The organism is Deinococcus sp. QL22, from assembly GCF_023370075.1.
GTDB lineage: Bacteria > Deinococcota > Deinococci > Deinococcales > Deinococcaceae > Deinococcus.
In genome coordinates, this window is record NZ_CP097149.1 from 1,250,948 (window position 1) to 1,262,500 (window position 11,553).

11 protein-coding genes (1 of these 11 running past the window's edge) are annotated in these 11,553 nt (G+C 63.4%); 9 read left to right on the plus strand and 2 right to left on the minus strand.

The features are described 5' to 3' along the window. Positions 1-140 precede the first annotated feature (140 nt). Positions 141-1,232 (plus strand): hypothetical protein, encoded by a 1,092-nt coding sequence (locus tag M1R55_RS06080; RefSeq protein WP_249393802.1) that lies wholly within the window; start codon positions 141-143, stop codon positions 1,230-1,232. Between the two features lie 73 nt (positions 1,233-1,305). Beyond that, on the plus strand, positions 1,306-2,013 hold the full coding sequence (locus M1R55_RS06085) for a hypothetical protein (protein ID WP_249393803.1): 708 nt from the start codon (positions 1,306-1,308) through the stop codon (positions 2,011-2,013). An 81-nt stretch (positions 2,014-2,094) separates the two neighbouring features. On the opposite strand, the gene M1R55_RS06090 is transcribed toward M1R55_RS06085, so the two are convergent. Then, the gene (locus M1R55_RS06090; RefSeq protein WP_249393804.1) at positions 2,095-3,639 is read right to left on the minus strand and encodes a hypothetical protein; all 1,545 of its coding nucleotides are present in this window, start codon (positions 3,637-3,639) and stop codon (positions 2,095-2,097) included. A 293-nt stretch (positions 3,640-3,932) separates the two neighbouring features. On the opposite strand from M1R55_RS06090, the gene M1R55_RS06095 reads away from it, so the two are divergent. Then, on the plus strand, positions 3,933-4,364 hold the full coding sequence (locus tag M1R55_RS06095) for a ketosteroid isomerase-related protein (RefSeq protein WP_249393805.1): 432 nt from the start codon (positions 3,933-3,935) through the stop codon (positions 4,362-4,364). Positions 4,365-4,369: 5 nt separating this feature from the next. Further along, the gene (locus tag M1R55_RS06100) at positions 4,370-4,972 is read left to right on the plus strand and encodes a GNAT family N-acetyltransferase (RefSeq protein ID WP_249393806.1); all 603 of its coding nucleotides are present in this window, start codon (positions 4,370-4,372) and stop codon (positions 4,970-4,972) included. 31 nt (positions 4,973-5,003) lie between these two features. Here the strand turns inward: M1R55_RS06100 and M1R55_RS06105 are convergent, their stop codons facing one another. Beyond that, positions 5,004-6,698, minus strand: coding sequence for a dynamin family protein (locus M1R55_RS06105; RefSeq protein ID WP_249393807.1), 1,695 nt, complete (start codon positions 6,696-6,698; stop codon positions 5,004-5,006). Positions 6,699-6,812: 114 nt separating this feature from the next. On the opposite strand from M1R55_RS06105, the gene M1R55_RS06110 reads away from it, so the two are divergent. The 5 genes from M1R55_RS06110 to M1R55_RS06130 all read left to right on the plus strand — a co-directional run. Beyond that, positions 6,813-7,589 carry a HesA/MoeB/ThiF family protein gene (locus tag M1R55_RS06110; protein ID WP_249393808.1) on the plus strand — a complete coding sequence of 259 codons (777 nt, stop codon included), beginning with the start codon at positions 6,813-6,815 and terminating at the stop codon, positions 7,587-7,589. A 208-nt stretch (positions 7,590-7,797) separates the two neighbouring features. Next, positions 7,798-8,178 (plus strand): HU family DNA-binding protein, encoded by a 381-nt coding sequence (locus tag M1R55_RS06115; protein WP_249393809.1) that lies wholly within the window; start codon positions 7,798-7,800, stop codon positions 8,176-8,178. 281 nt (positions 8,179-8,459) lie between these two features. Beyond that, the gene (locus tag M1R55_RS06120; protein WP_249393810.1) at positions 8,460-9,374 is read left to right on the plus strand and encodes a glycine betaine ABC transporter substrate-binding protein; all 915 of its coding nucleotides are present in this window, start codon (positions 8,460-8,462) and stop codon (positions 9,372-9,374) included. A gap of 73 nt (positions 9,375-9,447) precedes the next feature. Beyond that, positions 9,448-10,653 (plus strand): ABC transporter permease, encoded by a 1,206-nt coding sequence (locus tag M1R55_RS06125; RefSeq protein ID WP_371827162.1) that lies wholly within the window; start codon positions 9,448-9,450, stop codon positions 10,651-10,653. A 57-nt stretch (positions 10,654-10,710) separates the two neighbouring features. Beyond that, positions 10,711-11,553, plus strand: the 5' portion of a protein-coding gene (locus tag M1R55_RS06130; protein WP_249393811.1) for an ABC transporter ATP-binding protein. The gene runs 117 nt beyond the window's last position; the window shows 843 of its 960 coding nt (coding positions 1-843); the start codon lies at positions 10,711-10,713; its stop codon lies off the right edge, out of view.

Genomic DNA, 11,553 nt, shown 5'->3' on the forward strand with positions numbered 1-11,553 from the left:
AAAGCTGGCGATGAAGGACTGAGGCGGCCAGAGCAGTTGCCCTGCCCTTAGACCCTTGACCCTTGACCCTTAGACTTCTCTTCCACTCGCCACACTCGGCAACACGCCCCCGCTTTGGCCGATGCTCTAGGCTATACGCCATGACCCTCTGGACGCCGCCGCCCGCGCCACCGTTTTGGCCTGCTTTCGGCCCCGACCCGGCCCTGCTGCACCGCCTGACCCGCGACCTGACGCCCACGCGGGCGCAGCATCTGGCGATCCTGACGCCGCAGGGCATCACGGCCAACAGCGCGGCGCTGGCCGGAGCCCTGCGCTTTCACCGCTTCCCGCTGCACCCAGTAACGGGGCTCCCCATGCAGGCGGCAGACGACGGCGGCTTGTCTGGATTATTGGGCGGGTTGGTGCGTTCCCTGACCCCCGGCAAAGACGACGCAGCGGGCAAAAAAGGCGTGGCCGTCCACTGCCGCGACGAGAAGAGTGGGCCGTACCGCCGCGTGTATTCCAAGCCTGGTTATGCCTACCAGGACAGCACGATGTACCTGCCCAGCGACGTGAAGGGCGAGATGAAAGAGGAAAAAGAGGCCGGGCACGGCGACACGGCGTTTATTTATGTGGGCGGCTGGGGCAGCAAGGGCGGCGCGGTGGACGCCGGATTTCAGCACGGGCGCTATCTGGGCGGGCCGCAGGACGACTGGGCACCGTTCTTTCTGGTGCAGCAGATGGGCGGCCCCAGCGCCATTACCCTGTCGGACGAAAAGCAGGCCGGGGGCGCACCGTGGCGGCTGCTGGCAGGCCAGGAAGCGCAACTGACCTTCTGGGTCACACAGGATGCCGACCTGACCGTGCTGAGCATGAGCATGCAGGGCGAGACCAGCAAAGACCGCGCGCCGGCCACCCTGACGCTGCGTGCGCCGATAGATGCCCGATTCGGCTGGAGCGCCGAGGGCGGCGCAAATATCCTCAAGCGCATGACCACCATCGGGCAGAAGTACGGGCAGCAAAACCTGAGCACCGGCAGCTACATGAAAGGCGTGCGCTGGCAGGACAGCCGAATCGGGCAAACGGAAGCCGACGCCGGGGCCTGGGTGGCCGAGCAGACCGGCGGCTACTGCACCTTTCCGAGTAACGATGCCGGGGCCGAAGAAAGCCTCCGCAGCGACGGGCAGGGGCCGAAGTGGTCTATTCAGTTTCAGGATGCGGGCAATGAAACCGGCAGTATTTTCCTGAAGTAGGGGCAGGGTCAAGCTGGCTCTGAGCTATAGGCCATGAACACCACATTTCTTTTGTTCTCTCCGAGGTGCCCCAATGACTGCACACCCTTTTTTTGCTGTTCTTGCCCTCGCTTTGGCTGGAACGGCGCAGGCCACGCCCTTGCCCCTCAATCAGGCTCCTGTCGTCGTGCGCTTTGAAAATCTGGCGTGGGTCAACGCCCTGACTGCGCTGCCCACCCTGCAAAACGGGCGCGTGCTGGTGCCGCCTGCCGAAGCCTGCGACCTGCTGGCGCTGACCTGCACCACGCAGGCCATGACCCTGACCGCTGCGGGCCAAGCCATCTCTCTGACCCGTGTGGGCGGCGCACTCATGACGCCCCTGGCCTCTCTGGTGCAATTGGCGGGCCAGCGCATCGGCTGGAATCCGGCGGCGCGGGTGGCGACCATTTACGGCGGCGCAGGCACCGGGAACCCCAACGGCGCAGGCTGGCGCAGCGCCCTGAACGAAATTACGGCCCGCACCACGCCCGGCGTGAAAATCTATGCTGGCCCGATCAGCGTAACCACTGGCCTGCGCCAAAGTGGAGTGCCCACCGTGCCGATGACCCTGAATACCCTGCAACCGCTGAGCGAACTGACCCTGATCAGTAAGGCGGGCAATACACTGTCCATTACGGGAAGTTTGGTTCCGGGCACGGTAGACGTTCCCAATCCCTTTCAGGGCTGCCCACCCGGTCAAAGCTGCACCTTGCCCAGCCGCCGAGACGCCCTGTGGACGCTGGCCTACGCGACGTTGCGCTAGGAGAACAGCGTTCAGAAATATAAGCCTGCCCGCTCTCTCCTCTCAGGGAAAGCGGGCAGGCTTATATTTAAATACTTGAACTCAGGCCGTGATGATATCGATCTGGGCAGGCGCACGCACGCGGCGGCGCACGCCCTGCGAATAGTCGGTCAGATCACTCAGCAAATCGCTGACGCCTACGCGCAAGAGGTACTGACCACCGGGCAACGGGGCCAATGCTAGGAAGGGAGCGCGGGTCAACGTGTCCAGAATGCTGGTCAGTTCGGCGGTATTCACGCCGCTGCCGAGGCGTTCGGCCAGGCGGTTCATGCTGACGATGCTGTGCGGGGGCTGCTGAGACAGCGTGAGCAACACGAAGGTAAACGCGCCGCGCTGGGCGAGGTGGGCGCTGACCAGTTCCGCAATGCTGGCGGCACTTTCCAGATCCATATTGCCCGCACGCCAGTAGCCGCGCAGGTCGATGGCGCTGATAGGCGCAAGGCGGGCGTGTTCGACCAAGGCGGCCAACGCTTCTTCGGTCAAGCGGGGAACACCTGCGGGAGGGCGTTCCTGTTCGGTGGTCAGCAGGGCGCGGTGCAGGTCGGTTACCCTCGCTGCTTCCTTCCAGGTGGCCTGAGCCATGGCCGCCAGCGTAGGTGCAATCAGTACCGTGTAGCTGTGCTGCGGCCCCAAATCTGCCGTCAGGCGCAACAGGCCGCCGCCCGGATGATCAAGGCGGTATCCGGTCAGGCGGGCGAGTTCCGTGACCATGCCTTCGGGAGTGGTGGGCAGGGGCGGCAAGCTGGAGGGCGCGGGCTGCTGCACCGCTGGAGCCGCTTTGATCTGGATCGGGCTGGAGTCGGTGCTGCTCTGCACGCCGTTTCCGTTGACGTACCCGTTCGTGTATCCGTTGTTCCCGCTGCCATTGCTGCCGATGACCGCGCCGTTCAGACCGCTGCGGGTGGGGGTGATTCTGACCGTGTTGCTGGCCTGGGCCTGTACCGCTTGGGCCTGCATCTGTCCAGCCTGTGCCTGTCCAACTTGGGCCGTGACCAATTGGGCGGTCAGGCGTTCGGTGGCCGGAAGCTGCACCGGGGCAGCCCCTTCTCTGAAGTCTGCCCGCGACTCTGGCTGTGCTGCCGCTTTCGCTTCGCCCCTGGCCTCAGTTCTGGGGCTCTCGGTTCTGGCTTCAGAGCTTTCGCTGCGGCTTTCCGTCCGGGCCTGCTCAGTCTTGACCTGTTCCAGTTTGGCCGCGTCCGCTTCGGCGTCGATTCGCTCCATGCGCACTTCCCGCACATGGGGCGTAGAGGACACGACCACCCGGCGCGATTCGGGGGTTTTGGGCAGCGTGCGTGGTGGCGGCTGCGCGGCGTGGGGCTTCACGATGGTTTCCACCTGATAGCGCGAGGGCGCGAGGGCAGTGAGCATCAGCACGTCGTTTACACCCAGATGCTGGGCGTGGTACAGGCCGCCCAACCCCCATACCCGGCCCCGCTCGCGGTCAATCTGCACCGCGTGTTCCTGGCCCCGGTCATCTACAAATTGCGCCGGGCCACTCTGAGGAAAATGGCCTTCGATGTACTTGGCAAGGCGTAAGCTGCCTTCTTGCAAACAGGGCCGGGTAATGATGTAACGCATTGATTTCATGCGGAGTTCCTCCGTTACAAGCGGCCCCGATTGACTCGGAGTCGCAGATCATGCAATTTAATTTGTTCTTAAACTAGCAGAAGAATGGCCCTGTCAAGCGCAGAAGCAGGGTTTGTCAGTAAGTCAGGGCAATCTGTTGAGAGGTTTTGCTCATGACCTCTAGAACAGATCTAAGCTCAAGTTCAGATGAAGTACATGAAGTCTGGCCCTGTACAGGCATCCTTCTTCCTTCACGGCCCCAAAAACGCTGCCACAGACGCACAGAATGAATATGGAACGGATATGGTAGGCACATGACTGCCAACCCACAAGCGACGGCCCTCAGTTTGGTGCAGCAGTACTACGCCGCCTTCAATGCCGCCGACCCAGCGGGAATGCTGGCGCTACTGAGCGAGGACGTGCGCCACGACATCAACGAGGGCGAGACGCAGATTGGCTGCGACACCTTCCGGGCCTTCCTGGCCAAAATGGACGCCCATTACCGCGAGCAGGCCGCCGATCTGGTGGTCATGGCGAGCGCAGACGGCACCCGCGCCGCCGCCGAATTCATCATTCACGGGGAATACCTGAAGACCGATGCGGGCCTTCCCCAGGCCGCCGGGCAACGCTACATGCTGCCTGTGGGCGCGTTTTTCGAGGTGCGAGACAGCGGGCATGGCCCCCGGATTTCCCGCGTGACTAACTACTACAATCTGGCCGACTGGACACGGCAGGTGGGCGGCTGAGGCCTGTGCTTTCTGAGCAACCCATCACGGTTCTTCCCGCTACAGGTGAGGATTTGCGGGCCGCGCTGCCAGAACTTGCGCGGCTGCGGCAAGAGGTCTTCCGGGCCTTCCCCTACCTGTACGAGGGCGACGCGGAGTACGAAGAAACCTACCTGCGAACCTACCTGAACGCGCCGGGCGCAGTGGTGGCCTTGGCGCGGGAACCCGGCGGGCGAGTGGTGGGGGCCAGCACCGCCCTCCCGTTGCAGCAAGAAACGCCAGAGATTCAGGCTCCCTTTACGGCCCCGGAGTTTGACCCGGCAGACGTGCTGTATCTGGGCGAAAGCGTGCTGCTGCCAGAGTTCAGGGGGCGCGGGCTAGGCCATCAGTTTTTTGAAGTGCGAGAAGCCCATGCCCGCGCTCTGGGCCTCGGCGTGACGGCGTTCTGCGCGGTGCAGCGCCCTCAGTTTCACCCGGCCCGCCCTGCCGATGACCGCCCACTGAATGCGTTCTGGACGGCACGCGGCTACACCGAACGGCCTGATCTGCACACGCAGATGACGTGGCGGGATGTGGGGCAGGAGCAGGAGACGGCGAAGGAAATGCGGTTTTGGGTGAAGCGGTTGTAGAGGGGACGGCAGTTGCGTCCAGCACTCTGCCTCAACCCAGAGCTTTGACCTCTGTTTGCAGCCCCTCCAACGTGGCCCGCAGTTGGGCGGCCCGAACTTCCGCGCCTGCCAACCTCGCCTGCTCCTGCTCGGTGAAGCGAGTGTAGGGGCTGATAGCGTCACGCAACCTCGCGTCGGCGCGTTCCTGCTCTCGCTCGTATTCGCGGCGCACGATCTGTTCTAGGGCGGCACGCAGGGTGGCGATTTTTTGGCGCAGACCCCGCTGGGCCTGTACACGCTTGTTGGGCAACACGAACAGGCCGAGGCTGCCCAGCGTCAGGCCCGCCAGGATGCCGCCCGTAAAATCGAGGGCGCTGGCTCCAATGAGTGCGCCGATTCCCGCGCCGATGCCGATGCCCCCCGCCAGGCCGCCCACCGCACCCTTCAGGGCGTCTTCGGCGTCGCGGGAAAGTTGGCGGCCCAGTTCGTGCTCTGTGGTGGTCTCCAGATGGTCACGGGCGCTTCCAGCAATCCCTTCCAGCAAGGCTCCCCGGTCATAGCTGAAGCGCGTGCGGGCCACCTCGTTGCTGGGCTGGCGGCGAATCAGGAAGGCCTGCACGTCTTCCCAGAAGTGCAGATTGGCTTCGACAAAGCGGTCGATCATGGTGCCGAACTGGCGGTCAATGGCGTCAGGCAGGTCAGCTACAGCCTCGCGCCGGAAGGCGTCTTCTATGTCCCGGCTGTTGATCAGGCCGCGCAGATTGCGGAAGGTCAGCTTAGAATCTATGAATTTGTCGGCCCGCACCTCGAATTCGCTGAGCAGGCGGCCCATGCGGTTCAGTTGGCCGTCCAGTTCGCCCAGCATGGTCTCGCGGTGGCGTTCGCGCTGGCCCTCCAGATCACGCAAAATCGCCACATCTTCGCCTAAGGTCTGGCGGGCGGCGTGGGCGCGGGTTTCCTCGCCGCTCAGGATTTCGGCGGCGGTGCCCAGCGGAGAAGCCAGTTTTAATCGGGTTCGCTCGGTATCCGAGAGCCGCAGCTTCAGCACTTCGCGCAGGGCATGAAAGCCCGGATCGCCGCCGCGCTGCTCCCCCCGCGCACTGATCAGCAGCACGGGCGGCGTGAGGCCCAGCACGCCGCGTGCGCCCGCTTCTACAAACTCGCGCACCTGTGCTTTCTGGGCCTGCGTTTCCAGCAGGTCGGACTTGTTGACCACCATGATCACGCTCCGGCCCCAGCGGGCAGCCAGACTGAGGAACTGGCGTTCGGACTCGGTAAAGGGGCGGTCGGCACTGGTCAGAAACAGCACCAGGTCGGCACGCGGCAAAAACCCTTCCGTGAGCGCCTGATGCTGCCGAATAATCGCGTTGGTACCGGGGGTGTCCACCAACGCCACGCCCTCCAGACTGGGCAGCGGATAGGTCAGGCGGCTCACGAACGGATCACGGGTAGGCTCCATCGCGCCGGGTTTTTCGCCGTGTACCAGCACATAAATCCGGTCTGTGGTGGGCGTCACGCCTTCAGGCAGCACCGACGCGCCCAGCAGGGCATTCACGAAACTGCTTTTGCCCGCATTGAACTCGCCGACCACCACCAGCAAAAACACCTCATCCAGTGATCGTGTAGCGGTGCGGGCGTAGTCCACGGCTTCCGGCGGTGCGCCCTGCGTTTCCAGAAACGCCTGAAGATCGGCCAGCAACGTGCGCTCTCGCGTGAGGATGTCTTGAACCCGGTCGGAAACCAGCATGACTACAGGGTACGCCGTAGGGTGGTGGGCAAAGCTGACCGGAGGTTGGGAATTGGGAATGAAACGGGGTTCCGTTCTGCAAAACCAGAGGTGGCACACCGCTAGACTCCTGCTATGTCGCCCGACGCCTCCTCTCCCCTTTCCCGCGCCGAACTGCGCCGCTATTCCCGGCCCCTGCTGGTTCCAGAATGGCAGGAAGCGGGCGCACAGGAGCGGCTGAGGGCGGCCTCGGTACTGGTAGTGGGCGCGGGCGGACTGGGCGGCCCAGTGGCGCTGCAACTGGCGGGAGCGGGTGTGGGGCGGCTCGTGGTGGCCGATGCCGACACTGTAGACGTGAGCAATCTGCACCGCCAGACCCACTTTGAGTTGGCCGACGTGGGGCGCAGCAAAGCAGCGGTAGCGGCGGCGCGGGCACAGGCCATCAACCCGTTTGTCCGGGTAGCTACTGCGCCCATGCTGACCGAAGACAACGCCGACGCCCTGATTGCCGACGTGGATTTGATCATGGACGCCACCGACAATTTCGAGGCCCGCTATGCCATCGCAGATGCCTGCACGCGGGCCGGGAAAACCTCGGTGTGGGGGGCGGCCAGCGGCAGCACTGGGCTGGTCAGTGTATTCGGGCCTGATCCAATCAGAAGTCGGGCAGCACTGGGGCTCCGCGACGTCTTCCCCATACCCGAAGGGGCCGAATCCTGCGCTGAAGCTGGAGTGCTGGGGCCACTGCCCACGATCGTGGGCGGAATGATGGCGTTAGAGGCGCTGAAGGTGCTGGGTGGAATCGGCGAAAGGCTATGGGGGCGAATCTGGACGTTCGATGCCCTCTCCGCAGACGTGCGAGTGCTGAAATTGCGCCCTGCCGCCTCCGTGATGGGGGCAACCAAGACTTAATCATCTACTCATTCTTTGCTCACTTATATTTCCCAGTTTAAGGGAGATTTTTCACATTATCACTGCTTTTGTCGCCACGGGAACAGCAGGTAAATACCGTGAAATACCTCCGCCAGCGCACCTTTCCGAATTTGCTTAAGCCCAAACGTGTGTTACTGTCCATTTGAGCTGAACAACTGCTCACAATTCATCCTCCGGAGGCCTACCCATGACCAAAAGCACCAAACCTGCCGCCAAGAAACCTGCTGCCAGCAAGACTGCCCCCAAAGGGACAGGCAAGGCTTCTAATACGGCCACAGCACCTGCCGACGCCTCCAAAGTCGCTAAGACACAGATCATCGATCTGGTCGCCGATGCCACGAGCCTTAGCAAGAAGCAGGCTGCCGAAGCCGTATCCAGCATGCTTGATCTGGTCGTTGCTGCCCTGAAAGACGGCAAAAGCGTAGGCCTCCCCGGTTTAGGCACCCTCAGCGTGGCTGCGACCGCCGAGCGTCAGGGCGTGCGCCCCGGTACCAGCGACAAAATCACCATTCCTGCAGGTAAGAAAGTACGCTTTAAAGTGGCCAGCACGCTCAAGGGCACACTCTAACCTTTACCATTCTTCCTGCGCTTCAGTCATCCTCAGCATTTGGGGGTGATTTTTTTGTTGCTTCTTGGCGACCTCCACTGTAGTTGCTTCCACCCTGATGGGTTTAACAAAGCAGTTTATAAAACTTGTATACTACTCAGGTTCCAGTACGGAGACCTTTGCACCGTGACCGAAACTTTATGCAGACTTCATCTGGACGCAACTTCTGGCCCTTTTGTCATTCGTCCTACATGCCCTGCCCTGTACTGCCCAGTACGGTGACTTAAACCGGAGGCTCACCCATGAAGACGTTCCTGCTCCTTTCCCTGAGTTTGTTAGCCAGCACCCTCGCTACTACAGCCGCCGCCAAACCAATTGTCGTGGGCAGCAAGCTTGATCCAGAAGCACAAATCTTGGGCCAGATGATCGTGCTGACCCTTAAAAATGCGGGCCTGGAAGTGACCGATAAGACCAATCTGGGCGATACGGGTGTGAACCGTAAGGCGATCCTGGCCGGAGAAATCGACGTGTATCCGGAGTACACCGGGAACGCCGTATACCTGTTTCCCGCTGCCAAAATCACGGCCAAGCAGGCAGGTAGCCCCGGCGTGATCTACGGCTTTGCCCGCCAGCTCGACGTGAAGAACGGCATTTCCTGGCTGAAGCCCGCCAATGTGAACAACACCTGGGTCATTGCCGTGCCGCAGGCTTTTGCCAGTGCCCAGAAACTCGCGAGCGTCACCGACCTCGCCAAATACCTGAACGGCGGCGGCAAATTTAAGATCGCGGGTAGCCCCGAATTCTTTAATCGCCCCGACACCATGCCCGCCTTCGAACAGGTGTACGGCTTTAAGCTGAAGGCCGAACAGAAGCTGACGCTGGCGGGCGCGACCCCGCCCCAGACGCAGCAGGCTGCGGCCAGCGGCACCAACAGCGTGAATGCGGCGATGGCTTACGGCACCGATGGCAGTCTGTCGGCCCTGAAACTGGTGGCCCTCAAAGACCCCAAAGGCGCACAGGCCGTGTACCAGCCCGCGCCCATCATGCGCACGGCGATCCTGAAGGCCAACCCTCAAATCGAGGCGCTACTGAACAAAACCTTTGCCACGCTGACGCAGGCCACCTTGCAAGGGCTGAACGCGCAGGTGGCGCTGGAAGGCCGCACGGCGCAGAGTGTGGCTCAGACGTATCTCAAGAGCAAAGGGCTGATCAAGTAAGCATGCAAACTGGCGGCAGCAGGTTGCGTGGCTTTTTCCCGACTTGGGATCAGCCGCGCCTTCAGGCCGCCGCGTGACCAAGCTCAATCCAGCAGGGGCGGGGGTGGATCGGCCTTCCGCCCCTCTGCTGTCGGCGGCCAAAAATGCGGCCAGAGGAGACGTGCTGCAAGTGCTGGCCCTCGCCGCGCTGCCGATGCTGGCGGGCGCGGCGTTGCCCTGGGTGCTGCTGCGGCCCAACCGCCTTGCACCGGGCGAATATCTGCGGCTGCCCCCTGCGCTGTTGGCTCTGATGGTGGTGCTGGCGCTGCTACCCCTGCTGGCCGCCCGATTTGTGCCGCGCCTGACGTGGTTGGTGACTGGACTGGCAGTGGTAGTTGTGTTCTGGGTGCTGGGCCTGCAAACCCGCAGCGCTCTGCAAGGTCAGGCCGAATTTGCGCGGGCCAGTGCGGCGGCGGGCGTGTGGCTCAGCGGATTGGGCGCACTGATCGCCGTTTACGGGGCGGGGCTGTTGTTGGCGGGGAGGCAAGGGGTGCTGGCGTGGGCATGGTTGCCCGTTGTCTTGGCGCTGGTGCTGGCGGGCCACCTGTCGGGCTGGTCGGTGCTGGTCGAAGCCCGCAACGAAGGCCCGCGCTGGGTGCAGGAGCTGGCGCAACATCTGTGGCTGGTGGGCACGGCGCTGGGCCTGTCTACCCTGATCGGCGTGCCGTTGGCGGTTTGGGCGGCGGGGCGTGAGCGGGTCGCTGTGGCGGTGCTGGGCCTCGCCAACGCCATTCAAACACTCCCCAGCTTGGCCCTCCTGGGCTTGCTGATCGCGCCACTTTCCGCCCTCTCCAATGCATTCCCGGCCTTGCGCGCGGCGGGTATTTCGGGCATCGGGGTGGCTCCGGCGCTGACGGCCATGACCCTGTACGCCCTGCTGCCGATCCTGCGGAACGGCGTGGTGGCGCTGCGGGGCGTTCCGGCGGGCACGGTGGACGCCGCACGCGGCATGGGCATGACGGGCCGCCAGATCTTCTGGCGCGTGCAGGTGCCGCTGGCCCTCCCAGTCTGGCTAAGTGGGGTTCGGCAGGCCGCTGTGCTGCTGGTGGGCGTGGCGTCGGTGGCCGCCCTGATCGGCGCGGGCGGGCTGGGCACCTACATTTTTAAGGGCCTGCAAAGTGCCGCCGCCGACCTGATTTTGCTGGGAGCGGTGCCCGCCGCGCTGCTGGCCATAGGCGTAGACGCAACCCTGCGCAGGCTGGAAGGCTGGCTGGGCCGCCGTTTCGGGCGCGTGGGCTGATCCCCGTGTTCCGTTCTTTCCCGCCCCCGGAGTTTCCATGAAGAATCAGAGTTTTTTATGATCGAGTTGCAGGGCTTAGAGAAACGTTACGGCGGCAGTTTCGCCGTGCGCGACCTGAATCTGGTGTTTGCCGAGGGCGAACTGACCGCACTCTTAGGGCCTTCGGGCTGCGGGAAAACAACCACGCTCCGAATGATCAACCGTCTGATTGAGCCGACGGGCGGGAGGGTGCTGCTGGGCGGGCAAGATACGCACACGCTGAAGCCGGAGACCCTGCGGCGCGGCATCGGGTACGTGATTCAGCAAATCGGGCTGTTTCCCCATCTGAACGTGGCGCAGAACGTGGCGACGGTGCCCGACCTGTTGGGCCGCCCCACACGCGATACCCAGCGCCGCGTGGATGAACTACTGGACTTGGTGGGCCTGAAACCGGAAGAGTACCGCCATAAAAAGCCCGCCGAACTGTCGGGCGGACAGGCGCAGCGGGTGGGCGTAGCCCGCGCCCTCGCCGCCGACCCGCCCGTTCTGCTGATGGACGAGCCCTTCGGCGCACTCGACCCACTGGCCCGCGACAAGTTGCAGGACGCCTTCCGCGACATTCAGCGCCGCCTGAAAAAGACCGTAATTATGGTGACGCACGACATAGACGAGGCGTTGAGGCTGGCTGACCGGATTGCCCTGATGACTGCCGGAGAACTGGCCCAATTCGGCACGCCGGACGAACTGATTCACCGCCCGGCCTCCGACTTCGTGCGGCAATTTCTGGGCGAGGATGCCGCCCTGCGCCAACTGGCAGGCCGCCGCGCCGCCGACTTTGCCTACCCCGGCGATCCGACTGGCCTGCCCACCGTCGAGGCCGACCTCAACGCCCGCAGCGCCCTGGGCATCATGCTGCGCGAA

What these genes read in the sequence shown, in the direction of transcription:
- M1R55_RS06095 (WP_249393805.1), top strand. Translation starts at nt 3,933, where the DNA reads ATGACTGCCAACCCACAAGCGACGGCCCTCAGTTTGGTGCAGCAGTAC.
- M1R55_RS06115 (WP_249393809.1), top strand. Translation starts at nt 7,798, where the DNA reads ATGACCAAAAGCACCAAACCTGCCGCCAAGAAACCTGCTGCCAGCAAG.
- M1R55_RS06080 (WP_249393802.1), top strand. Translation starts at nt 141, where the DNA reads ATGACCCTCTGGACGCCGCCGCCCGCGCCACCGTTTTGGCCTGCTTTC.
- M1R55_RS06090 (WP_249393804.1), bottom strand. Translation starts at nt 3,639, where the DNA reads ATGAAATCAATGCGTTACATCATTACCCGGCCCTGTTTGCAAGAAGGC.
- M1R55_RS06085 (WP_249393803.1), top strand. Translation starts at nt 1,306, where the DNA reads ATGACTGCACACCCTTTTTTTGCTGTTCTTGCCCTCGCTTTGGCTGGA.
- M1R55_RS06120 (WP_249393810.1), top strand. Translation starts at nt 8,460, where the DNA reads ATGAAGACGTTCCTGCTCCTTTCCCTGAGTTTGTTAGCCAGCACCCTC.
- M1R55_RS06110 (WP_249393808.1), top strand. Translation starts at nt 6,813, where the DNA reads ATGTCGCCCGACGCCTCCTCTCCCCTTTCCCGCGCCGAACTGCGCCGC.
- M1R55_RS06105 (WP_249393807.1), bottom strand. Translation starts at nt 6,698, where the DNA reads ATGCTGGTTTCCGACCGGGTTCAAGACATCCTCACGCGAGAGCGCACG.